This window comes from Draconibacterium mangrovi (assembly GCF_010586825.1).
GTDB lineage: Bacteria > Bacteroidota > Bacteroidia > Bacteroidales > Prolixibacteraceae > Draconibacterium > Draconibacterium mangrovi.
On the sequence record NZ_JAAAGB010000013.1, the window covers coordinates 60752 to 83819 of the forward strand.

22 protein-coding genes are annotated in these 23068 nt (G+C 40.7%); 18 read left to right on the top strand and 4 right to left on the bottom strand.

Annotated features, from left to right (window positions below; translation table 11 throughout):
- Positions 1 to 49: 49 nt before the first annotated feature.
- The 6 genes from G4420_RS21240 (at position 50) to G4420_RS21265 (ending at position 4637) form a co-directional block, all read left to right on the top strand.
- A complete protein-coding gene (locus tag G4420_RS21240) occupies positions 50 to 769 on the top strand; it encodes a ThuA domain-containing protein (RefSeq protein ID WP_163325957.1) in 720 nt (239 codons plus the stop codon).
- Positions 770 to 804: 35 nt separating this feature from the next.
- Positions 805 to 1062 (top strand): transporter suffix domain-containing protein, encoded by a 258-nt coding sequence (locus tag G4420_RS21245; RefSeq protein ID WP_163325958.1) that lies wholly within the window; start codon positions 805 to 807, stop codon positions 1060 to 1062.
- 118 nt (positions 1063 to 1180) lie between these two features.
- The gene (locus G4420_RS21250; protein WP_163325959.1) at positions 1181 to 1615 is read left to right on the top strand and encodes a pyridoxamine 5'-phosphate oxidase family protein; all 435 of its coding nucleotides are present in this window, start codon (positions 1181 to 1183) and stop codon (positions 1613 to 1615) included.
- 74 nt (positions 1616 to 1689) lie between these two features.
- Positions 1690 to 2919, top strand: a complete 1230-nt coding sequence (locus G4420_RS21255) for an alpha/beta fold hydrolase (RefSeq protein ID WP_163325960.1) — start codon at positions 1690 to 1692, stop codon at positions 2917 to 2919.
- Positions 2920 to 3021: 102 nt separating this feature from the next.
- The gene (locus G4420_RS21260) at positions 3022 to 3603 is read left to right on the top strand and encodes a flavin reductase family protein (protein WP_163325961.1); all 582 of its coding nucleotides are present in this window, start codon (positions 3022 to 3024) and stop codon (positions 3601 to 3603) included.
- Positions 3604 to 3623: 20 nt separating this feature from the next.
- Positions 3624 to 4637 carry an aldo/keto reductase gene (locus G4420_RS21265; RefSeq protein ID WP_163325962.1) on the top strand — a complete coding sequence of 338 codons (1014 nt, stop codon included), beginning with the start codon at positions 3624 to 3626 and terminating at the stop codon, positions 4635 to 4637.
- A 120-nt stretch (positions 4638 to 4757) separates the two neighbouring features.
- Here G4420_RS21265 and G4420_RS21270 read toward each other — a convergent pair whose 3' ends face one another.
- Positions 4758 to 5342: an outer membrane beta-barrel protein gene (locus tag G4420_RS21270; RefSeq protein ID WP_163325963.1), complete on the bottom strand. Its 585-nt coding sequence runs from the start codon at positions 5340 to 5342 to the stop codon at positions 4758 to 4760.
- Between the two features lie 137 nt (positions 5343 to 5479).
- Here G4420_RS21270 and G4420_RS21275 point away from each other — a divergent pair, with 137 nt between their 5' ends.
- The 7 genes from G4420_RS21275 (at position 5480) to G4420_RS21305 (ending at position 12623) form a co-directional block, all read left to right on the top strand.
- A complete protein-coding gene (locus tag G4420_RS21275) occupies positions 5480 to 5995 on the top strand; it encodes a hypothetical protein (protein WP_163325964.1) in 516 nt (171 codons plus the stop codon).
- A gap of 253 nt (positions 5996 to 6248) precedes the next feature.
- Positions 6249 to 7247, top strand: a complete 999-nt coding sequence (locus tag G4420_RS21280) for a thiamine-phosphate kinase (protein ID WP_163325965.1) — start codon at positions 6249 to 6251, stop codon at positions 7245 to 7247.
- On the top strand, positions 7228 to 8520 hold the full coding sequence (locus tag G4420_RS21285) for an aminotransferase class I/II-fold pyridoxal phosphate-dependent enzyme (RefSeq protein ID WP_163325966.1): 1293 nt from the start codon (positions 7228 to 7230) through the stop codon (positions 8518 to 8520). Before G4420_RS21280 ends, G4420_RS21285 begins: the two co-directional genes overlap by 20 nt.
- A 3-nt stretch (positions 8521 to 8523) precedes the next feature.
- Positions 8524 to 9456, top strand: a complete 933-nt coding sequence (locus tag G4420_RS21290) for a diacylglycerol/lipid kinase family protein (protein WP_163325967.1) — start codon at positions 8524 to 8526, stop codon at positions 9454 to 9456.
- Between the two features lie 10 nt (positions 9457 to 9466).
- Complete coding sequence (locus G4420_RS21295; RefSeq protein ID WP_163325968.1) at positions 9467 to 10441, top strand: UbiA family prenyltransferase; 975 nt, start codon at positions 9467 to 9469, stop codon at positions 10439 to 10441.
- Positions 10442 to 10447: 6 nt separating this feature from the next.
- Positions 10448 to 11251: an SDR family NAD(P)-dependent oxidoreductase gene (locus G4420_RS21300; RefSeq protein ID WP_163325969.1), complete on the top strand. Its 804-nt coding sequence runs from the start codon at positions 10448 to 10450 to the stop codon at positions 11249 to 11251.
- 4 nt (positions 11252 to 11255) lie between these two features.
- Positions 11256 to 12623 carry a B12-binding domain-containing radical SAM protein gene (locus tag G4420_RS21305; protein WP_163325970.1) on the top strand — a complete coding sequence of 456 codons (1368 nt, stop codon included), beginning with the start codon at positions 11256 to 11258 and terminating at the stop codon, positions 12621 to 12623.
- Here the strand turns inward: G4420_RS21305 and G4420_RS21310 are convergent.
- Together G4420_RS21310 and G4420_RS21315 are read right to left on the bottom strand one after the other, a co-directional pair.
- Positions 12620 to 13621 carry a hypothetical protein gene (locus G4420_RS21310; RefSeq protein WP_163325971.1) on the bottom strand — a complete coding sequence of 334 codons (1002 nt, stop codon included), beginning with the start codon at positions 13619 to 13621 and terminating at the stop codon, positions 12620 to 12622. The genes G4420_RS21305 and G4420_RS21310 overlap by 4 nt on opposite strands.
- 489 nt (positions 13622 to 14110) lie before the next feature.
- On the bottom strand, positions 14111 to 14989 hold the full coding sequence (locus G4420_RS21315) for a MerR family transcriptional regulator (RefSeq protein ID WP_163325972.1): 879 nt from the start codon (positions 14987 to 14989) through the stop codon (positions 14111 to 14113).
- Between the two features lie 196 nt (positions 14990 to 15185).
- Here G4420_RS21315 and G4420_RS21320 point away from each other — a divergent pair, with 196 nt between their 5' ends.
- The 3 genes from G4420_RS21320 (at position 15186) to rocD (ending at position 19707) form a co-directional block, all read left to right on the top strand.
- On the top strand, positions 15186 to 16163 hold the full coding sequence (locus tag G4420_RS21320) for an isoaspartyl peptidase/L-asparaginase family protein (protein ID WP_163325973.1): 978 nt from the start codon (positions 15186 to 15188) through the stop codon (positions 16161 to 16163).
- 42 nt (positions 16164 to 16205) lie between these two features.
- On the top strand, positions 16206 to 18260 hold the full coding sequence (locus tag G4420_RS21325) for a BatA domain-containing protein (protein ID WP_163325974.1): 2055 nt from the start codon (positions 16206 to 16208) through the stop codon (positions 18258 to 18260).
- 223 nt (positions 18261 to 18483) lie between these two features.
- Positions 18484 to 19707: an ornithine--oxo-acid transaminase gene (gene rocD / locus G4420_RS21330; RefSeq protein ID WP_163325975.1), complete on the top strand. Its 1224-nt coding sequence runs from the start codon at positions 18484 to 18486 to the stop codon at positions 19705 to 19707.
- Positions 19708 to 19768: 61 nt separating this feature from the next.
- Here the strand turns inward: rocD and G4420_RS21335 are convergent, their stop codons facing one another.
- A complete protein-coding gene (locus tag G4420_RS21335; protein WP_163325976.1) occupies positions 19769 to 20692 on the bottom strand; it encodes a hydrogen peroxide-inducible genes activator in 924 nt (307 codons plus the stop codon).
- 123 nt (positions 20693 to 20815) lie between these two features.
- Between G4420_RS21335 and ahpC the strand changes: the two genes are divergently transcribed.
- Together ahpC and ahpF are read left to right on the top strand one after the other, a co-directional pair.
- The gene (ahpC, locus tag G4420_RS21340; protein WP_163325977.1) at positions 20816 to 21379 is read left to right on the top strand and encodes an alkyl hydroperoxide reductase subunit C; all 564 of its coding nucleotides are present in this window, start codon (positions 20816 to 20818) and stop codon (positions 21377 to 21379) included.
- Between the two features lie 71 nt (positions 21380 to 21450).
- Positions 21451 to 23010, top strand: a complete 1560-nt coding sequence (gene ahpF, locus G4420_RS21345; RefSeq protein WP_163325978.1) for an alkyl hydroperoxide reductase subunit F — start codon at positions 21451 to 21453, stop codon at positions 23008 to 23010.
- Positions 23011 to 23068: the final 58 nt, after the last annotated feature.

Genomic DNA, 23068 nt, shown 5'->3' on the forward strand with positions numbered 1-23068 from the left:
TAAAATTATGAAGACCTATACCCTACTTTTTGTACTAAGCCTTTTTTTCATGAACATAGTCTACGCTCAGCAGGATGAACAAAAACAGGAAGCACTTCACGTGCTTGTTTTTAGTAAAACTGAAGGATTCAGACACGAATCAATTTCGTCAGGCTTAAAAATGATTTACGATCAAAGCTCCAAACAAAACTGGATTGTTACAGCAACCGAAGATGCTTCGCTATTGCGCGATGATTTACTTTCTAAAATTGACGTGGCCGTATTTTTAAATCCAACGGGCGATGCCATCTGTAATGCCGGTCAGGAGGCATTTACTAAATTTATAAAGAGCGGAAAAGGTTTTGTAGGTATTCATGCGGCATCAGATTGCGAATATGAGTGGCCGTTATACGGGAATCTTGTTGGAGGCTACTTTCTAACCCATCCGCCGGCACAGGAAGCAACAGTAATTTTCGAAAACTTCGATCATCCGGCCATGCAACCTTTCGAGGGCATGGAAACCTATACAACCGTTGACGAATGGTACTCGTTCAAAGAAAATCCGAGAAAAAATGTAAATGTTCTGGCCCGTTTAGATGAAAATACCATTTCGGGTACCCGAAACGACAACTGGAAAATGGGCGATCATCCGCTTATCTGGTGGAATGAGAAAGACGGTGTCCGGTCGTTTTATACTGTTTTTGGGCATACGCACGAAGCTTTTCAGGACCAACTTATTATTCAACACATAAGCAAGGCAATAAACTGGGCTGGTAAACGAATTGATTAAAGGAACAATACACTAAAACGATTGTTCTGATTTTTATGAGTAGAAAAAACAGTCAGATTAAAATCGGGATATTTTTAATGATCTTTTCCGGAGTATTTTTTGCCGCCACTCTTATCATCCCGTTTTTTGACCTGCCCACTAAAACCAAAGTAGCTGCATCAACCACCAGTTTTATATTGATGGAAGTTGTGTTTTGGGCCGGAGGACTGCTGGTTGGAAAAGAACTATTCACCAAATACAAGAAACAGTTAAACCCGGTAAATTGGTTTAAAAAGGACGAATCAAACAGCTAATCTCAAAAGGTTTTTATAAGAATTATATTATCCCGATTTGCATCCCTAAAGATTTTTTTCATCTTGCTTTTCATGCTGATTTTTTGTAACTTATGTGTTACACCAAAAATCCTTAGCCATGAATATAAATGATTACATTTCGTTTGCCTCAGCAAACCCGGTTTGCTATTTGGCAACCTGCGACGGCGATCAGCCACGGGTAAGAACTGTGCTCTTGTTTTTTGCCGATAAAACGGGTTTTTATTTCGGTACACTCTCTCCAAAAGACTTGTCGAAACAACTTCACCACAATCCGAAAGTTGAAGTTTGTTTTTACAACAATCCGAATGATCTGGCCCAAGCCAAACAAATGCGTTTAACCGGAACTGTTGAATTTGTCAACAATCCGAAAATGCTACACCGCTTGCATGAGGAACGCCTGTTCCTCGACGACATTGCCGGAAAAGATCTGGAATCCATAAGTGAAATTTTTAAAGTTACGGCCGGCGATGTACACTTTTGGACAATGAGCGATGTTATGAATGAACAAAATGTAGAACATCTGGTTTTCTGATTCTTCTGAACTTCCCTTACACGGTCAGTTTTTGTGATAAAATCAGCTTGAAGTTAAACTCAAAATTGATTGTCATGAAAACTTATTTATCATTTCTAATTATGTTTCTGATAATTGCAATGGCAGCCTGCGTTCAGGATGAAATTACAGAAGAGTTACTTAATGAAGATGACTTACTAAAAAGTCATGAAATAGAAGAAGGAAAATATAGTGGAATTCTGGCAAGAGCAGCAGAATGGTATATCTCGTTACCGGAAGGCTGGGAAGATACGGACACCCGCTATATGATTTTTTATGCCCATGGATTACAAGATCCGGGAGAAGGCCCCAACTTACCAAGCGACACAATAAGTAACAGGTCAATAGAAGATATTATTACCGGAATGGGATTTGGGTATGCTACCACGAGTTACCGTGATGATGGATTTATTGCTGACGAAGCTGTGGAAGATATACAGGCACTTCATAAAAAAGTATGCAAGGTGCTAAAAAAAATGCCACCGGATGTTTTCATCCTTGGAGGTCCGTCGGAAGGCGGATTGGTTACTGCCCTTACACTTGAAAGATACCCCAAAAGCTTTGACGGAGCTCTATCGATTTGCGGCCCAATTGGCGACTTCTTCGGACAATTACAGTACAACGGAAACTTTCATGTTCTTTTCAATTATTTCTTTGGAGAAGATCTTGCTACGTTAGGCTATAGTACCGGCAGTCCATTGGGAGTTGGAGAAAATATTATGGACCAGTGGCGATCGGGAGAACTCCCTGCTGCAGTACAACAGGTTCTGTATGCTGATGCACTGCAAGGAAGTATAAAATTATTACAACTTTTAAATTGTGCACAAGTACCGGCTGACATGACCAATCCAATGGCAATGGGAACTGCTGCGTTGCAATGTCTACGTTATAACATAATGATTACCGACGATTTAATTGATCGTTTGGATGGTACTGTACCGTTTAATAACCTGGAAACGGATTACAGTGGATCGCTGAATGATGAAGCACTGAATGCCCAAATTCAACGTGTTGACGCAAACAGTTATATGACTGCAATGATGAGTGTAAAAAAATATGAAACTACCGGCGATATCCAAATTCCTTTTGTAACCATACACACTACAGGAGATCACGTTACTCCTTTCTGGCACGATGAGATTTACCGTGCGAAGATATTGTCAAATGATAACGGCTTATTACACACCAGTCTTCCGGTAGAAAATTACGGGCACTGTACCATTGAAGAATCAGATATTGTTACTGGTCTGGGCATAGTGATTACTAAAATTCAAATGATGCCATAATTCGGCCCATCAATCCTTATTTGCCAACGCTGTACGCATCTAAAATTGAGCAGATGGAAGAGGACGGTTTAATCAGTTTTAAAAATCAATAAAACCAAAATCATGGAAAAAATAGAATTTGACCTGAACGGGCCTGATGTAATGAAACTATCATGGTTACTCAGTAACGGACAGGTTTTTATGCTCAGTTGCACTAATGCCGAGAAAACTGTAAACGGAATAATCACCGTTTGCTGGATAACGCCAACTTCTCACAATCCACTTTTATTATCAGTATCAATTGGAAATGGTGAGGAGGGCACTGAGGCTTATCGTTTTTGCCATTCTCTGATTATCGAAACCAAAGAATTTGGATTGAATATTCCAACAACAGAGCTGACTGAGGCTATTTTTAAGGTTGGCACAACACACAGCAACGAGGTAAACAAATACGCAGAAGCCGGATTAACTCCCTTGCCCGGCAAAAAAATAAACGCACCCCTAATAGCCGAGTGTTTTATGAATATAGAATGTAAAGTAATCGTCAACTATATTACAGGCGACCACACCGTTTTTGTGGCAAAACCTGTTGCAGCATTCATGAATGAAGATATGATCGTTAATGGTAAATTTTCTGACAAGTATCACGACAAAAAGAACCAGGTGCAGATTTGCGACCTGATAACAATGTGGAATATGTGGTAAAATAAATTAAAGCAAAAACTATGGAAAACAATTTAAAAAGAAAACTGGGACATTCAGGGATTGAAGTAAGTGCCATGGGAATGGGCTGCTGGGCTATTGGAGGTCCAACAAATCTTCAATCTTTACCACTCGGCTGGGGAAAAGTAGATGACGCGGAATCGATACGGGCGTTGGAAAAAGGAATTGAAATGGGCATTAATTTCATCGACACAGCCGATGTTTATGGTGCCGGCCATTCCGAGAAACTAATTTCGAAGGTATTGAAAGGCCGTCGCGACAAGCTGGTTATCGCCACCAAATTTGGCATGGGTTACAATCCCAAAACAAGCGAAGCTATAATGGGGCTTAAAGTAACACCCGAATACACCCGAAAAGCATTAGAGAGCAGCCTTGCACGACTGAAAACTGATTACATTGATTTATACCAGCTGCACGTTGCCAATCTAAACCTGGAGGCTGCCGGACTAATTCGCGACACGCTTGAAGACCTCGTACAGGAAGGAAAAATAAGGGGTTACGGCTGGAGTACCGACGATGAAGAACGTGCTGCCTTTTTTGCCGATGGAGATAACTGCATCGCCGTTCAACACGAACTGAATGTTTTTGTTGGTAACAAAAAAATACTAAAACTGTGTAAAGACCGAAAACTTGCAAGCATTAACCGCGGACCACTGGCAATGGGCGTTCTTACCGGAAAATACAACAACCAGTCAATCGTACCTGAGGATGACTGCCGCTCGATAGTACATCTGCTGGGAGACGAATATTATATGTTCTTCGAAGATGGAAAACCAAAGGCTAGCTTGTTAAAAGAGTTGGAAGCTATTGGCGAGCTATTAAGAAGCGATGGCCGAACACTGGCGCAGGGAGCACTCGCATGGATATGGGGCAAAAGCAAACGAACAATTCCTATTCCGGGATTTAAAACCGTAAAACAGATAGAAGAAAATGCAGGGGCTTTAGAGTTTGGTCCACTCACAGAGAGCCAGATGGGAGAAATCAAAACAATTCTGAAAAAAGAACTGGTTCATTAGATTCGTACCGAAGGATATAGAGAAGATCGTTCATTAGAAAAGGCTCTAATCACTGTCATAGGTAATTAAAAATAAGAGCAAAAAAAGGCTTCGAATAAATCGAAGCCTTTTGTATTGTTGTTACAAAATTTTAAAACCAAGTGTTAATATAAACGATGTTGATTTTCCGTTAACAAAATCCGGGTCATCGTACACTTTACCGGAATGCTCCATGCGGGCATCAAGCGTAAAGAACAAAACATCAACACCCAAACCATATTGTACCCCAAATAAATTATCTTCAAAAAACTCATCGCTCAAATATGGATCCAACTCACTCGGATAATCGGCATCGGTAACAAAACTGAATACCGGACCGGCCATAACCCGAAGATCGAGTACGGGAGTTTTTACCAGTTTATATCCCAAAAGAACAGGCACATCAATGTTTTTATAATCGAAACCGCCGGAGAAGGCGTTGAACGATAAATCCCCACCTTTTTTACTAAAATAAACTTCGGGCTGAACATAGAGCCGGTCAAAGCCTACCCGACCAAATGCCCCCCAATGCATTTTGGTGATGGCATCCGAACTAAGATCGGAACTTCCGTCAAGACTCATGTTTGAGTAATGCACTCCGGCTTTTACCCCCAAATCGAAAACAGGTTGCGCAAAACCAATCGATGCGATTAAAACAAACAGAGAAGCAAAAAGAAATTGTTTCATAACTATTAGTTTTGAATTTTGTTTATAACGCTAAATTTCTGTTTCAAGTATACGGAGTTTTTATAAATATCTCGGAATCTTTTCCCCGGAAATTCAGGCATGAAAATTGTAAAAATCATTTTAATAACAAATTAGCCATGAAAAAACACCTGCCATATCTGCTGACTATAAGCATCCTTCTACTTTTTCAAAGCTGTTCGAGCCCCAAATATATTTACGACAAATCGAGCTACGAGCGACAAAAAGCACTGCAAAGCAGCCGGGGTGGAAATATTTTTGCTGAAGTAATGGTTGGGTTAGGATCTGCTTTTGTTGGTGCAATGTTGGAGTGCGAAGTCGACTATGTACCTTCTGAACAGCAATTTAAAAAGATCAACCTGATAAACCCAACAAACGACACTATCTATGTGAACATGCTAACAGACTTGGTTTGGGATGACAAAAACTACTGCGATTTTATGGATATTCGAATTCCTCCAAAACTAAACTGCAAAGTAATGGTGCCCATGCACGCCGCCTACAATTTATATTTCAGCAATACCCCGCAAAGCGATGATGACGAAGTGATTGAAATTTACACCACCGATGTAAAACGCTTCAGCCTTTACCCCGGAATGACACTGGAAGCCAATACTCCGTCTGAAGAAAAATAAACTCGGCAAAATATTCCAAAATACTTTTGCTTAATTGTCCTGGTTTCGACAAGCGTTAATCAACTTTTTTAGCAATTTTTGCCAGTTCCTTTCCCCTGTGTCAGGTTTGCAGTAAAAAATAATAATCGAGATTCCGATTTTGCAGATTCTTATATATAAACCAATACTGCACAAATAAAAGCCGGCTTTTAACTGTTGTTTTTCATACTCGTTGTATCGTAACTTTGTTTATGAAAACCAAAAATGCGGCCCGATGAATCTGGAAGAAAATATAATTTCACTCATCTCGGAACAACTGCCTCGCAGCAAAAAACAGCTTAACGAACTTTTTGAATCCGATGCTGAGATCCTAAAAAAGAGAAATGGTTTTTTGCTTTTTTCGGTCGACGATTTTTCAAAAGAAGATCACTTTCGCACCACTGATCCCCATCAGCTTGGCAAAAACCTGGCGGTGGCAACCTTAAGCGATATTTACGCTTCGGGAGGCACTCCTCAGTATTTTAGTCATTCAATTGCGTTAAATCCGCATAAATGGGATAATTCATACCTGATTGAGTTGTCGCGTGGTGTAGCAGAAATTCTCGTGGAAACTGGAGCAGCATTTATCGGTGGCGACCTCGGAACCTCGAATGAATGGCATTACACCGGAATTGCAATCGGGCATTCGGATAAACCGTTGATGCGAAAAAAAGCTGCAACCGGCGAGCTTATTTACATGACAGGAAATTGTGGATCCGGCAACCTGGAAGCCGCCTTACAGCTATTTAATATCGACAGTGAGATTACCACCCAATTCGAACTCCGTCATAAAGAGGCTCGGTTAATACAGGAGTTTGCCACAACCTGTATCGACTCAAGCGATGGAATTGTAAATGCACTGCGTACCATTTCCTCGCTGAATAACACCGGTTTTTTGATCGACCGCTTAAATCCCGATCCGGTTGCAAGTGCTTTTATGGCTAAACTAAAACTTCCCGAAGAATTGTTGTTTTTGGGTGAATGTGGAGAATATGAGCTTGTATTTACCATTAAACCAGATGATGAGAAAAACTTTTTAGCAGAAGCGGAAAGCAGAGAACAGTATTTCACAAAAATAGGGACAATACAGAAAGAAAAGAAAATGCTTGTGTCGGGATCAAAACTTTTCGATTTGAGCGATTTTAATATTGGAGGGCGGGATTTTTCCGATCCTCAGGAATACATTTATGGATTAACAAAATACCTAAAAAGTCATGAAAACGAAATCTCATAATGAGGAAGAAAAACGTGGCAACGGGTACAGTATTGATTTCTCCAGTACCTGGAAAAATGGCCGCAAATTACCGCTGGATGAACGGATTAATTTGTTCCATGTTTCCTTGCAAAACCAGGAAAAAGAGGACAAACATTTATACATGAGAGTAATCGATTCGGCAACCGACCGCACAGTAATAGCCGTTGATGAAGATGAGAACAAGAAGGAAATGTTAATGTTCGGTTCAAATAATTACCTGGGGCTGGCCAACCACCCGCACATTAAAGAAACAGTAAAAAAAGCCATAAAACAGTACGGAGTGGGTATTGCCGGACCGCCACTGCTTAACGGTTATTCATCGCTGATGAAAGAACTGGAAAACAGGCTGAGCCAATTAAAAGGAACTGAAGACACCATGATATTTACTAGCGGTTACAACGCAAACCTGGGCTTACTTTATGGCTTATGTACGCCGCACGATCTAATTATTGCCGACGAATACAACCACGCTTCATTTTTCGACGGAGTAAAACTGGTAAGAGGAAAATGTATCACTTTCGAGCACAACAACATCGACCAATTGGAAGATTTATTACATACACATAAAACCGACGGAGACCTTTTTGTGGCAGTTGAAGGAGTTTACTCAATGGATGGCGACATCGCTCCGTTGGATAAAATTATTCCAATGGCACAACGATATAATGCACACACTATTATTGACGATGCACATGGCACGGGTGTTTTAGGATTTAACGGCGAGGGCATTATGGAAGAACTTCGAATAAAATGGACCAACGAAATAATTATGGGAACCTTTAGCAAAGCCTTTGCGGTAAATGGCGGATTTATCTCCGGCTCGCGTGAAGTGATCGAATATCTGCGATTTATGGCTCGTACTTACATGTTTTCAGCCTCGTTGCCGCCGGTAACGATTGCGGCAGTTCTGGCAGGTATCGATGTTATTGAAAATGAACCCTGGCGACGGGTGCAACTAAAAAAGAATGTGTCGTTTTTAACGCGCAAGCTCAAACGTTTTGGAATAACAACTCCTCCTCAGGCAGGAATTATTTCGCTAAATGTTCCTCAAGGTGCCAACATTAGAAAAATGGCCAACGATTTTAATCGCGAAGGGATCTTTTTAAATGCCATTGAGTTTCCGGCTGTGCCTGCTGACAAACAACGATTTCGTATATCAATAAGTGCCAACCACACCAACGATGATCTAAAAAAACTGGTTGACACGGTTGATTTGGTTTGGTATAAAAACAATATAGTTTGTAATGATTAAAACATGAAAACTGCAGTATTGATAAATGGTTTTGCCAACAATGGATCGGCAGAGAAAAAATGGGATCACATTGAGGATGAGGTGAAAGACATTATGCCTTTTGGAACTTTGTACATTCATTTCTCGGAAACCGATAATCACGTCAGCCTGATGGAAACTCTGGTAAACGAATACCAGGTTAAGAACTTCATTTCAGCCGGTGGAGATGGAAGTATCAACAACCTCATCAATACCCTTGCTCAGGTTACAAATTATGAATTAACGCCATTTAGTATTGGAGCCATTGGCCTGGGATCGAGCAACGATTTTCTTAAACCGGCAAAACACAAAATAAGAGGAATTCCGGTGAAGATCGATTTCGAGAATAAAAAGCAGGCTGATTTGGGAATCGTTGAATACCAGGATAGTGACACGACCCAAAAACAGCTTTTTATTGTTAATGCCAGCCTCGGTTTTACAGCTCAGGGGAATCAACTTTTTAACGATAACAGCAACAAAATCATTCACTTTCTTAAACCGCGTTCAACCAACCTTTGTATTTTATGGACAATCGCACAAACGCTGTTGAATTACAAAAATATCGATTTGGAAATTACTTATGATGGAAATCAAATTACAACAAGCGTCACCAATCTTTCTATTGCAAAGAATCCCAATGTTTCAGGTAGTTTCTGTTTCGATGTTGATCCCGGTACCGACAGTGGCTGTTTAGGATTTTACCTGGCCGAGAGCTTTAAAAGACAACAAATTCCTAAGCTGCTTTACGCATTATATCGAAAACGATTCTCAAAAACCAAGAACTGTAAAACAGCGCTTGTGCAGTCTGTTGAAATAAATTCGGCAAAGCCTGTTCTTCTCGAAACCGATGGCGAAATTATTGAAGCTAGTCGATTTCGTTTTTCTGTGTTGCCCAATGCTTTATTTGTTGCTGATTAAAACTACTACAATGAAAAGTGAAAATAATTTTGCACCGGTTTTTTCCCTCCGTTTCCTGAGAGCACTTATTATCCACATGCGGCCTTACCTGCTGTTTGTTTCAGGGGCAGCAGGGTTGGCCGGGCTCGCATTGGGCTGGCAGGAAAACAGCTCAATACCCAAGTTTTTGATTTTGTTTTTACCTTTCTTTTTGGGCTACGGTTTTGGGCAGGCTTTAACCGATTGTTTTCAAACCGACACCGATGCTATTTCGGCTTCGTATCGGCCACTGGTAAAAAAAGAGGTATCGCCAAAAGCGCTTGGGGGAGTCAGCCTGGCCGGCCTCGTTTTGATCGGAATTCCATTGATTTTATACAATCTCAACAACCTTATTTTTTGTTCGTTGGCAATAATAGGACTGGCCACTTACACCTATTTTAAAAAGAATTTCTGGGTAGCCGGACCATTTTATAATGGCTGGATAGTAATGATCTTACCGATAACGGCGTTTTTAGCAATTACAGGGAAAGGTCTTGTCTCACTCAATAACAGTACGCTCATCTGGTTGTGTGTAATAACGCTTTTTACTTATGCCAATTTTGTATTGATCGGATATTTAAAAGATATCTCTGCTGATCGCGAAACCGGCTACAACACTTTTGCAGTAAAATTTGGCTGGGAACACTCGGTTGTTCTTGGCGATATTTTTGTAATTATTGTCGCCATTGCATCATTGTTCCTTGTCAATCCTGAAAACACAATAGCACTGGCACTGTTTATAATAGCCACATTGGTAGCTGTATCCGGTCAACTGAAAGCGCATTTCACCTCCATTAAAATTGAAGAAAATGCCACCTACCCCATCGTTTCAACTGTTAGGGCATTCATCCTCTGGCATCTGGCAATTACGGTTACTTTTCAACCCGACTGGTACTTGTTTGCTTTGTGCTACTACTTTGTTTTCGAACTGGTTTTGTTGTTCCGACCTGAAAAAGGGCAAATCTGACCGATCATGTTTGAACTAAAAAATAAACGAATAATAATTACCGGAGCTTCATCCGGAATCGGGAAACAACTTTGTTTTGAATTGGCAATATACAATCCCCGACTGATTCTCATGGCCCGCAATCTTGAGGCTTTGGAACAAGTCAGAAACGAAGTGGTTTCGGCAAATCCACAGCTCTCTGAGCCAATTATTATAAGCTGTGATATTTCGAGCGAAAAGGCTGTTAAAAACGCAATAAAGCAACTATCTCCCGAAAAGCAACCAGTTGACATTCTGATTAATAACGCCGGAATCGGTGTTTACGGTCCGATAAAAAATACCGTTCCGCAGGACTTCAAACAACTTCTGGATATAAATTTTATGGGTGCCGTTAACTTAACTTACCATACCCTTCCCCATTTTCCTGAAAATAGTCCGGGAATGATCGTATTTGTATCGTCAATCGCCGCACTTTATGGTATGCCCTGTTATGCAGCCTACTCGGCGAGTAAAGCGGCACTAAGATCGTTCAGCCAGACCTTACGAGCAGAGTTGGGCCATACCAAAATTTCGGTTTTGCATGTTGCTCCCGATTACACCCAAACCCGCTTTTTCAGAAACGAAAAATTCTTGCCGGGTGTCCGTCTACAGCGCGATAAAATGGCAACAGCTGAAAATGTTGCCCGTCAGATTGTACAACAAATGAGAAGAAATAAAGCAGATGTTGCACTTTCTCTACGTGGTAAATTAATTGAGAAAGTGGCCGCACTTTCAACGGGATTTGTCAGAGCTTATTTTCGAAGAAGAGCCCGTAAATTATTAATAATCTGAAGTCATGAAAAAACCAAAACTGCTTATAATCATATTGTTTCAGAACCTGGGAGACGAACGAACCTATTATGCAAAATCGCCGGCACCACCTGTGTCCGGAGCCTTGCTTGCAGCATTAACACCATCGATAGTTGAGATAGAATTGTTGCACGAAATGATCCGCCCTATCAACTATGAAACTGATGCCAATTATATAGCACTTAGTTTTATGGATTTTTGCGCCGCTCATGCGAAAGAAGTTGCCAAAAGGTTCAGAGAAAAAGGGAAGAAAGTAATTGCTGGAGGACGTTATGCCTCCACTTTCCCGGAAGAGATTGAAGACTACATGGATGCCACCGTTGTTGGTGAAGCCGAAAAAATATGGCCCTCCGTTGTTCACGACCTGGTAAATAACAGACTAAAAAAAACATATTATGCTCCGCTTGCACCTCCGCTTGATAATATCCCTCCGCCACGCTACGATTTGGTTGAGAAGGATTTTACAGTGCCGGTGGTAACCGAAGCAACTCGCGGATGTATTTACAAATGCAGCTATTGCCAGTTGAATATTAATCCTGCACCGCACCGCAAACGTCCAATTGCTGATGTGGTGAATGACTTAAGTGCAACCCGGAAACTACCACTTCTGAAAAGAAAGATAGCGATGCTGCAAGACAATAACCTGGGTGGTGATTTAACTTATGCCAAAAATCTTTTGCGCGAAATTGCAAAGCTGAAATTATGGTCGTTGGGTGTACAATTTAGTTTTGATTGCCTGCACGATGATGAATTTATCGACTTGCTGGAACAGGCGCATTGTGGCTTGGCATTTATTGGGCTGGAATCGTTAAATGAACCCAGCCTGGCCTTTGTACATAAAAAGCAAAACAAAACCACCGAGTATAAAGAACTTTTCATGAAACTGAAAAAACGGGGCATTTTAACCTTTACCGGAATGATGATCGCGCTGGATGAGGACACTGAAGAATATTACGACAGACTTCCGAACAAACTCGAAGAAATTGATCCGAGCACGATTTTGTTATCCATATCTATTCCGATACCGGGAACACCATTCCACAAACTGGTAAAGGAAGAAGGCCGGATTATCGATGAGAACCTGGCGCATTACGAAGGCGATCATCTGGTATTTCAACCAAAGAATGTTACGAAAGAACAGGTTTTCAGCGCCTACAAAAATATCAACAGAGAATTTTATTCGTGGCGCAATATAATCAGGCGCTGGTGGCGTTTTATAAGCATTGCTCATTTTAAAGGCAGCATTTTCAAACGCTTGTTCAGAGGAGTATTCCTGTCGGCAATGATGATGAAAATTTCAATTTTTCAGCGGCATCATGCCCGGATGAAAGTTTATGAAATGCAAAGCAGCTAGGAAAGCGACGAACGCATTTGTTCCAAAGCATGCAACTGACTGTTAAAAAAGCGATTGCGCTCTTTGGCTCCGGTGTGGCTAATTAAGTTTGATTTTGTAATCAGTCCCCGAAAATATTTATCCAATTCAATACAAAAACTCTGATTGGTTGTATTCAATAAATTAATCACGTTAAAAGTAAGATAGGAACTGTATCCTTTATCTGTGCGAACTAAAATGGTATTGTCATTCAAAACAACTTCATTGTAATACAACCTGAAATTGTTCTCCACGCCGTCGGGTTCGCTGCCATAAAGGAATTTAAAGCCTAACTCAGCCTCTTTCTGTATATGATGAATCCACTTCTCCATTTTATCAAGCAGGTTCAGCAGGTCTTCTCTGTTTTTAAAAAAGCCGGAGACGTAGTAAAACTCGATCTGGCTAAGCATTATCGTAAACGTGTGATTGTTCCAAATTTCAATAGTTGGGATCTGTGTAGCAAGTGCCAGAGCTTTTCTTCCATTCACGTAAGCTGTGTTTTGCAGGTCATCAAAACTAAACATCTTCTCTTTGTACTCAGGAAACCGGAAAAGAGTTTTTTCCCAGAAAAAGACTTTAAAAGCAGCTATTTCAGGCAACTGGAAATAATGGAAAACCGGAGGATCTTTTGCTGCATAAATGATCTCCCTCTGTTTTGATTCGTGGATACGTTTTGTGTCCTCATACAATTTCGCCAGCCAGTCGCTAACCCTGAAATTATCAGGTTGAATAACAGAACAACTAAAATTTACACTCGATAAATCTTCTCCATCTAACTGATCCAACGAAATATTGAAGAAATCTTTCAGCACAAATAATTCTTCGATGGTAAGTTCTTTCTCCCCTCTTATTCTGCGATAAGCACTGTCCTGACTAATGCCCAATAAACTGGAAACTTCAAAAACAAGTGAGATATTCGGGGACAATTTTTCTTTTACGAGTTGAAAAAACTCTTTCTGAATAGTACTAACCCGATGCATTGATTTAATTTAAAATTTTATCACTTGTTCCATCTTTTACGGCGTGATTTCAATTTTGATTCATATCAATTGAAATAAATTATAAGTTAAACTAACTCCATTTAACCACGCCTTGCAATCGTACATTGTTAACGGATTTATTAAGTTACTAATAGGTAAAAGCCAGATTGTTAATAGGATGGTGATAAATACAGGGTTTATTTTACTGTATCCGATTGACTTAAGTTGTTATTTTTCTTAAATTGTAAATCATACAGGGAGGGGAAATGAATATCTTAAAAAATAATGTAGGGACAGTTGTTGGCGTGGTTACAATTCTAACATCAGTAGTTCTGTTTTTTCCAATAGCTTTTGATAATCAGAGGCTTTACACTATTATTATCTATACATCAATAGCCATATTACTTTTGTTGTTGTTCTTTTTAATATGGATAAATGTTTTCGCAACCGGCAAGCATAAAAATCATTATCCCGATTAATTCCAAAAGCTTATCCGAGGTACTTTTTAAATTCACGATAATCTTTAACTACTTTAAAGTTTCGAGGTAATTTTGGTGCGTGTTCTTTCACCTGCCAACCTGTTATAAACACCTTTTGGTGCTGATATAATCCTTTTAATTTTTCGAGGTATTCTTCCAGATCTTCTTTTAGAATAGGACTGATGAATGCCGTAAAAATAAAATCCAGCTCCACATGAGAACGTATCTTTTCCAAATCGGCAAATGGCACAAACTGGCCAAGGTAAATGACATTGTACCCCGACTTCGCGGCCAGGTAGGTATAAAACAACAAACTCAATTCGTGTAATTCCTGCTCAGGTAAATAAAACAGAATGTTCTCTCCTTCTTTGTTGGCAAATCCATAAGCATCAATAGCAACAATTATCTTCTGTCGAATAAAACTGGTAATGTAATGTTCTTGTGCCGGAAAAATAGAACCAACCTGCCAATAGGTACCAATGCGCTCGAACAAGGCGAAAAATATATTTTGCATGGCTTCTTCAATTCCATACTTCTCGATTATCTCGTTTACCAGCGCCGTAAATCCTGCATTATCAAAATTTACCATAAAAAGTAATAGCTGATCGATATAGCCTTCTTCCGATTTTTTAGTTTTGGCCACATCAAGCACGGTTTGTTTTATGTCTGCTTCTTTCCAGGCGGCAACTTTCGAAATTTTATAACCATTGCGCACCAATAACGAAACATTCAACATTCGTTTCAAATCGTCATCAGTGTAATACCTGATATTAGTATCGGTTCGTTCAGGCTTGAGCAAATCATATCGTTTCTCCCAAATTCGAATGGTGTGTGCCTTTATACCCGATAAGGTCTCCAAATCTTTTATTGAATATCCTTCTGTTTTCATTTCTCGTGAAATTAAGTTGTCATGCGTATCTAAACTATATTAACAACATTGGCAACAGGTTTTTTGTTTAAGGTTAAAACTACAAATAATAAACAAAATTATAATATGTTGCTACAGAAAATAATTTTTTAAAGATTATAGACTGTTTGCTTTAGCATTTTAAATTTTATGTCAATTTTGTAAGAAAATGCATACCATGTTAAAACGAACTTTATTTCTCGCCCTGTTTTTTGTAGCAGGTTTGCTCACTGTTAATGCACAGAAATACACTATTGTTATCCACGGAGGTGCCGGAGTTATGTCGAAAGACAAAATGGATGAAGAGGCCCGCGCCAACTACAAAGCCAAGTTAAACGAAGCACTTGAGTTAGGCGAACAAATGCTAATGGATGGTGCCGCAGCTACCGATGTTGTGGTGAAGGTGATAAACGTAATGGAAAACTCGCCACTTTTTAATGCCGGCAAAGGAGCCGTATTTACGCACGACGGAATAAACGAACTGGATGCTTCCATTATGGAAGGCAAAACATTAAATGCCGGAGCCATTGCTGGCGTGCAGGATATTAAAAACCCGATAAATGCGGCGCGCGAAGTAATGGACAACTCGGAACATGTAATGCTAAGCGGAAAGGGTGCTTCGGAATTTGCAAAAAAACAGGGACTTGAAATCGTTCCTAACAAATATTTTTACACTGAGCACCGTTACCAGTCGCTGCAAAGTTTATTAAAACGCGAACGCGAGCGCACCCAAAAAGACAATACGGGAACAGTTGGTTGCGTAGTTCTCGACACACATGGAAATTTATGCGCAGGTACATCAACCGGCGGAATGACCAACAAAAAGTATGGCCGCATTGGCGACGCACCAATTATTGGAGCCGGTACCTACGCCAACAATAAAACATGTGCTGTTTCGTGCACCGGTCATGGCGAATACTACATTCGGCTGGGTTTTGCCCGCGACATTTCGGCAATGATGGAATACCAAAACCTGAGTGTTACCGAGGCCTGTAAAAAAGAAATCGACAAATTAAGCGAACTTGAAGGCACCGGCGGTGTTATTGCAGTTGATGCCGAGGGTAATATTGCCATGGAATTTAACACCAGCGGAATGTTTCGTGGTTACATAAAATCAAGCGGCGAAAAAGAAATTGCTATTTTTAAAAACGAATAATAAACTGAGGTCCCAAAATATAAAGACACAGCAATAAACGGCATGAAGTTTCTTTATCCAACATTTTTGTTTGCACTACTGGCTGTTGCCATCCCAATATTGATACACTTGTTTAGCTTCAAGCGTTATAAGACCGTGTATTTTAGCAACGTCAGTTTTTTAAAAGACATCAAAAATGAATCGAAAAAGAAATCGAGACTAAAACAATTACTCCTTCTTGCCGCTCGAATTCTTACCATCATTTTCCTGGTTTTCGCCTTTGCCCAGCCTTTTATTCCAACTAACGACGATGCGCAGAAACAAAGCAAACAGTTGGTGGCCGTTTATATCGACAATTCCTTTTCAATGAATGCCCTCTCGGAACAGGGGCAACTGCTGGAAGTGGCGCGCAATAAAGCACTCGAAATTTGTATGGCCTACCCTCCCGGAACAAAATTCAGGTTATTTACCAACGATTTAAATCCGAAACACCAGCATATTTTTAATAAGGAACAGTTTATTCAGCAAGTCTCAGGTATTCAGGCCAGCCCAACGGTGGTGCCGCTGTCTATCATCTACAACCGCTTTGCCGGCGAATTGAACGATAACGAGGCCGATAAAAACCTGTATTTTATTTCCGATTTTCAACGCAGCATTACCGACATCGACAATTTCTCGGATAACGGAGTATTCAGCTATTACCTGCCGCTGGTTCCCAACGAAGTGGCCAATCTTTATATTGATTCGTGCTGGGTGGAATATCCTGCTCATGGTTTGGGGCAGGAAGAAAATATGTTCGTACGCATTAAAAACAGCTCTAACCAGAATTACCAGAATTTGCCCTTAAAGCTGTTCCTGAACGACTCAATAAAATCAATAACCAATTTCTCGGTTGAGGCACAAAACGAAATCATTGCCAACCTTAAATACAACAATACGAGCAGTGGAGCGCAGTTGGGAAAAATAGAGATCACAGATTATCCATTTACACACGACAACAACTGGTACATCAGTTATTTTGTGGAACCGAAACTAAAAGCACTGGCACTTTACACCGATGCCACGGACTCGCAGGAAGGGCTGAATTATTTACGTGCTTTATTTAATAACGACGATTACGTGGTGCTCGACGAAATGAACCGGCAAAACCTGCAAGCCAACCGATTGAGCGACTACAACACCATATTTTTAGTGAACATCGACAATTTCTCAAGCGGCTTGTTAAACGAGCTGGAATCTGTTGTAAGCGCAGGAACTTCGGTGGTTCTGTTCCCGAAATGGATAAGTGACATGAGTGCCGGAAACCGTTTACTGGCAACGTTCGGAGCAAATCGTATGGCTCGTATCGATTCCACAAAACAGGATATTTCGGCTATTGATTACGAGAATAAGTTTTATGCCGATGTTTTCAAAAAGCGGGAAGAAAATCCGGTTTTGCCACAGGTTGATGGGCACTTTCGTTTTGCACAAACTATGCAAACCGATGAGCACACACTGCTGGCTTTTCAAAATGGCGACAAAGCACTTTCGCAACTCAATTACCAGGATGGGAAAGTATGGGTATTTGCATTTCCGCTGTCGCAAAAAAACGAATCGTTTGCCCGCGATGTGCTTTTTGTACCAACACTTTACAACATTGTATTGAATAGTTTACCCAAACAGGAAATGTCGTTTATTGTTGGTAAAAACAGCTTTATCAACCTGCCCCGAAACCTGACCGTTGACCTGAATTCATCCATAGAAATTAAGCACGCCGGAACCGATGAAAAATTTATTCCTGTAAAAAATATAAACGGCAGAAATATTCGTCTCGAATTTGGCGAACAGATAACCACCGATGGTCATTACCTGATTGAAAACGATGATAATACCATTGCGTCAATGGCCTTCAACTATAATCGTTTGGAATCGGATTTGCGCTATTTCCAGACAAACGAACTGAACACCCGTCTGCAAACCAATCAGCTTACAAATGCTACGGTTATTGAGGAAGTTGACCGTAATTTTTCAGAAATATTCGACAACATTCAAAATGGCCGTCAATTGTGGAAATGGTGTTTACTGCTGGCATTGTTCTTTATTCTGTGTGAGGTGCTAATTGCACGTTTCTGGAAATAGGGAAAACACTCGTATCCGCTCAATTAGCTGATTTTTCTCACTGCTTTTTAACACCACTACTCCCGTTGCTTTTTCAGCGCAAAAATCGTAATTCTGCATTAAAATAAGTTCACGGTTTCTCGCAGATTACGTAAATCCGCGCAAATAATAATCCCAAGAGGAGTTTCAGCGTAATTCAGCGTTATCTGTGAGAAATCAAACGACGATTATAAAAAGCTACACTATGACTAAATTAAGTTCTGCAGACTACATGGCCAAAGAGGATAAATTTGGCGCTCACAATTACCATCCGCTACCGGTTGTTCTATCGAAAGGCGAAGGCGTTTTTGTATGGGATGTTGAGGGTAAAAAGTATTTCGATTTTCTGGCCGCGTATTCAGCTGTAAACCAGGGGCACTGTCACCCAAAAATTATTGATGCACTTACCGAACAGGCAAAAACACTGGCATTAACGTCGAGGGCATTTTACAACGACGTATTGGGCGAATGGGAAGAGTATATGACCAAGCTGTTTGGTTACGATAAAATGTTGCCGATGAACTCGGGGGCCGAAGCGGATGAAACAGCTTTGAAACTAATTCGCAAATGGGCCTATAAAGTAAAAGGTATTCCAACAAACGAAGCCAAAATTGTGGTTTGCGACGGTAATTTTCACGGACGTACGATCACCATCATTTCCATGTCGAGCGATCCGGATGCTTACAGTCATTATGGTCCTTACACGCCCGGTTTTGTAAATATACCGTACAACGATCTTGATCGATTGGAAGAAGAGTTGCAGGATCCGAATGTGGCAGGATTTCTTGTGGAACCGATTCAGGCAGAGGCAGGCGTTTATGTTCCTGAAGATGGTTACCTTAAAAAAGCAAGTGAGTTGTGTAAAAAATACAACGTACTATTTGTTGCCGACGAAGTACAGACCGGTTTGGCCCGCACAGGAAAAATGCTGGCTTGCGATCATGAAAATGTTCGGCCCGATATTTTGGTGCTGGGGAAAGCCGTTTCGGGCGGAATTTACCCGGTGTCGTGTGTGCTGGCCGATGATGAAATTATGCTGACCATAAAACCCGGAGAGCATGGCAGTACTTACGGCGGTAACCCGATTGCTGGAAAAGTCGCCATGGCGGCACTCGATGTTATTCAGGAAGAAAACCTTGTTGAAAATGCAGAACGATTGGGCAAAATCTTCCGCGAAGAAATGAGATCGATTGATTCTCCATTAGTTGAAGTGGTGCGCGGCAAAGGATTACTAAACGCCGTAGCTATTAAACCAATAAATGGAAAAACCGCCTGGGATGTGTGTCTGGCCCTAAAAGAAAACGGACTGATTGCCAAACCAACGCACGAGCATATCATTCGTTTTACGCCTCCTTTGGTTATTACCGAAGAACAATTGATGGAAGCGATTGAAATCATTAAAACTACTTTGAAAGAATTTGAAGTTTAATGTATAGTATAGTGATACTATCAATTGAATTGATAGTATCACTATACTTCCTTTCAACTAATTACAACCTGATAGCAAATTTTTTCAAACGCTCGTCAATCATTTCATCCGGAATAATAGCTTTGAATGCGTCTCCTACTTCGTTTAAAATCCGCTCCTTTACAAAATTCTTGTGAATAACAATCGACACCTCACGAATCGCCGGAGGGTCTTTAATTTCGCGTACATTTTTGCGCTGTTCATCATTTAACAAAGGCAAATGCAATTCGGGAATTAAAGTATAACCACCGTTCAAATCAACAATACGTACCAACGTATCAATACTTCCGGCTTCAAAAATATGATTGTATGGCAGCTTGGTGGTGCAGAAATTAAAAACCTGGTCGCGTAAACAATGCCCTTCTTCCAGCACCCACAATTTCTCCTGCGGCATATTTGTAGGGTTCAGCGGAACATCTTTCAGCGGATGATCGGCAGCAAAATAAGCATAAAAACGTTCGTAAAATAAAGGTATCTCCAAAAAATCAGGTTCATCAAGCGGTGTCGCCGCGATAAACATATCTATCCGGTCTTTTTTAAGCGTTTCAACCAGCGTTGCCGTGTTCATCTCCGAAATGGTAAGTTGCACTGTTGGGCAGCTTTCACCAAACGATTTAATAAAACGAGGCACGAGGTAGTTGGCCAAAGTGGGGATAACACCAACATGTAACGCCCCACTCAACGAATCGGTTTCATTCGATACCAGTTCGCCTATTTTCCGTATCTCTTTTATCGAGCGTTCGGCCTGTTCAATAATCTTTTTACCCAAGGCAGTTGGCTCTATCGGATGTTTCGAGCGGTCGAAAATATCAACTTCCAGCTCGGCCTCCAGCTTTTGTATCATCGTACTTAATGTGGGTTGTGTAACCCCGCATTGTTTCGATGCAGTTACAAAATGCCTGTATTTATTCACCGCCAGAATATATTCCAATTGTTGCAATGTCATAATATTGATTTTATCAATACAAATATACATTTTATCTGTTTGATTAATATAAACGCACGCATTATGTTTGCATCAGAAATTATAAGAAACACAATTAAGTTAAATATTTAAAGAAAAAAAACTATGTCACAAATTGGGAAACAAGTAGTAGATTTTGAAGTACAGGCATTTGCAAACAACGCTTTCAAAACAGTAAAAAAAGAAGATGTATTAGGTAAATGGTCGATCTTTTTCTTCTACCCTGCCGATTTCACATTCGTGTGTCCAACCGAATTGGAAGACCTGGCTAACAAGTACGAAGAATTTAAAGCTACCGGCGCCGAGATTTATTCGGTTTCAACTGATACACACTTTGTACACAAAGCATGGCACGACACTTCAGCTACAATTAAAAAAATCAAATACCCGATGTTGGCCGATCCAACAGGCGTTTTGTCGCGTGGGTTTGATGTAATGATTGAAGAAGCAGGTCTGGCTGAGCGTGGAACCTTTATTGTAAATCCACAAGGCGAAATTGTTGCTTATGAAGTGGTAGCCGGAAACGTTGGTCGAAATGCAGACGAGCTGCTTCGTCGTTTGAAAGCATTGCAGTTTGTTGCCGAAAACCCATCGGAAGTTTGTCCTGCAAAATGGGAAGAAGGACAGAAAACATTAGAGCCAAGCATCGACCTAGTTGGTGTGATCTAATAAACGTCTCAAAAATAAATCTTTAAAAATCAGGAGCAGTGTTTTCGGCTGCTCCTTTAAAAACCAAAGTCATGTTACAACAAGCCATAATAGATAAATTAAAAGAGGTTTTCAGCCCCCTAAAAAACAATTACACCTTTCAGGTTGCAGTTGCAAATTCTCATCCTGACAAAGCCCAGCTAATTGGCTTGTTGGATGACGTTGCATCTACCTCGGAAAAATTTGATGTTACTATTGAAGAAGGAAAAGAGCTGGAATTTACCATCTTAAAAAACAACACCCCCACAAACATTATTTTTCGAGCAATACCCAACGGGCATGAATTCCCGTCGTTGCTAACCGCAATTTTAAACCTCGACGGCATTGGTAAAAACCTGCCCGACGATGCGGTTGCCAACCAGATAAAAGGGCTAAAAGGCGAGATTGTACTAAAAAGCTACATTTCGCTAAGCTGTACCAATTGCCCTGAGGTGGTTCAGGCATTGAATGTATTAACCTTGTTAAACCCCAATATTCGTCACGAAATTATCGACGGACAAATTAACAAAGAAGAAGTTGAAGCGCTGGGAATACAAGCCGTTCCAACAGTTTATGCCAATGGCGAACAATTGCATGTTGGCCGTTCATCAATTGGGGAGTTGCTGGCAAAACTGCAAGAAAAAGTAGGATCAGAACCTGTTACAAGTGCACCCGTTGAAAAAGAATACGATGTAGTAGTTGTTGGTGGCGGACCTGCCGGCGTTTCAGCAGCGGTTTATTCAGCACGAAAAGGATTTTCGGTGGCTTTGGTTGCCGAAAAAGTTGGTGGTCAGCTAAACGAAACCGTTTCAATCGAAAACATGATTTCGATACCTCAAACTACCGGGACAAAACTTTCGGCTGATTTGATGAGCCATTTAAAAGATTACCCGATTGATGTACTTGAAAACCGTCGCGTTGAAAATGTAAGCCTGAAAGACGGACTTAAAGAAGTACAAACATCGTTGAACGAAACATTTAAAACCCCGGCATTGATTATTGCTACCGGTGCCAGCTGGAGACGTTTGGGTGTTCCCGGCGAAAACGAATATATCGGTTCAGGTGTGGCTTTCTGTACACACTGCGACGGTCCGTTTTACAAAGGCAAAAAAGTAGTTGTCGTGGGTGGAGGAAACTCCGGGTTGGAAGCTGCCATCGACCTGTCGTCAATCGCATCGGAAGTTACCGTGCTTGAGTTTATGGACGAGCTAAAAGGCGACCAGGTTTTGCAAGACAAGTTAAAAACATTACCGAATGTAAAAATTCACACCAATGCGCAAACAACAGCTGTTATTGGCGATGGCAATAAAGTTACCGCATTGGAATACAAAAACAGAGAAACAGAAAAAACAGAAACAATTACCACTGATGGTGTGTTTGTTCAAATCGGATTGCAAGCCAACAGTAAAGTTTTCTCCGAAGTGGTTGATACCAACCGAATGGGAGAAATTGAAATTGACGCACATTGCCGCACAAAACAAGCGGGCGTTTATGCCGCCGGAGACGTTTCGGTGGTTCCTTACAAACAAATTGTAATTGCAATGGGCGAAGGATCGAAAGCTGCCCTCTCAGCCTTTGAAGACAAGATTAAAAATAAGCTGGTTCAGAATTAACAACTGATAATTAACAGTGATACATTTTCGTTTTTAAATCATCCCGGCATTTTGTCGG

Coding starts and splice junctions, on each gene's coding strand:
- G4420_RS21240 (WP_163325957.1), top strand. CDS start 50: ATGAACATAGTCTACGCTCAGCAGGATGAACAAAAACAGGAAGCACTT.
- G4420_RS21245 (WP_163325958.1), top strand. CDS start 805: ATGAGTAGAAAAAACAGTCAGATTAAAATCGGGATATTTTTAATGATC.
- G4420_RS21250 (WP_163325959.1), top strand. CDS start 1,181: ATGAATATAAATGATTACATTTCGTTTGCCTCAGCAAACCCGGTTTGC.
- G4420_RS21255 (WP_163325960.1), top strand. CDS start 1,690: ATGAAAACTTATTTATCATTTCTAATTATGTTTCTGATAATTGCAATG.
- G4420_RS21260 (WP_163325961.1), top strand. CDS start 3,022: ATGGAAAAAATAGAATTTGACCTGAACGGGCCTGATGTAATGAAACTA.
- G4420_RS21265 (WP_163325962.1), top strand. CDS start 3,624: ATGGAAAACAATTTAAAAAGAAAACTGGGACATTCAGGGATTGAAGTA.
- G4420_RS21270 (WP_163325963.1), bottom strand. CDS start 5,342: ATGAAACAATTTCTTTTTGCTTCTCTGTTTGTTTTAATCGCATCGATT.
- G4420_RS21275 (WP_163325964.1), top strand. CDS start 5,480: ATGAAAAAACACCTGCCATATCTGCTGACTATAAGCATCCTTCTACTT.
- G4420_RS21280 (WP_163325965.1), top strand. CDS start 6,249: ATGAATCTGGAAGAAAATATAATTTCACTCATCTCGGAACAACTGCCT.
- G4420_RS21285 (WP_163325966.1), top strand. CDS start 7,228: ATGAAAACGAAATCTCATAATGAGGAAGAAAAACGTGGCAACGGGTAC.
- G4420_RS21290 (WP_163325967.1), top strand. CDS start 8,524: ATGAAAACTGCAGTATTGATAAATGGTTTTGCCAACAATGGATCGGCA.
- G4420_RS21295 (WP_163325968.1), top strand. CDS start 9,467: ATGAAAAGTGAAAATAATTTTGCACCGGTTTTTTCCCTCCGTTTCCTG.
- G4420_RS21300 (WP_163325969.1), top strand. CDS start 10,448: ATGTTTGAACTAAAAAATAAACGAATAATAATTACCGGAGCTTCATCC.
- G4420_RS21305 (WP_163325970.1), top strand. CDS start 11,256: ATGAAAAAACCAAAACTGCTTATAATCATATTGTTTCAGAACCTGGGA.
- G4420_RS21310 (WP_163325971.1), bottom strand. CDS start 13,621: ATGCATCGGGTTAGTACTATTCAGAAAGAGTTTTTTCAACTCGTAAAA.
- G4420_RS21315 (WP_163325972.1), bottom strand. CDS start 14,989: ATGAAAACAGAAGGATATTCAATAAAAGATTTGGAGACCTTATCGGGT.
- G4420_RS21320 (WP_163325973.1), top strand. CDS start 15,186: ATGTTAAAACGAACTTTATTTCTCGCCCTGTTTTTTGTAGCAGGTTTG.
- G4420_RS21325 (WP_163325974.1), top strand. CDS start 16,206: ATGAAGTTTCTTTATCCAACATTTTTGTTTGCACTACTGGCTGTTGCC.
- rocD (WP_163325975.1), top strand. CDS start 18,484: ATGACTAAATTAAGTTCTGCAGACTACATGGCCAAAGAGGATAAATTT.
- G4420_RS21335 (WP_163325976.1), bottom strand. CDS start 20,692: ATGACATTGCAACAATTGGAATATATTCTGGCGGTGAATAAATACAGG.
- ahpC (WP_163325977.1), top strand. CDS start 20,816: ATGTCACAAATTGGGAAACAAGTAGTAGATTTTGAAGTACAGGCATTT.
- ahpF (WP_163325978.1), top strand. CDS start 21,451: ATGTTACAACAAGCCATAATAGATAAATTAAAAGAGGTTTTCAGCCCC.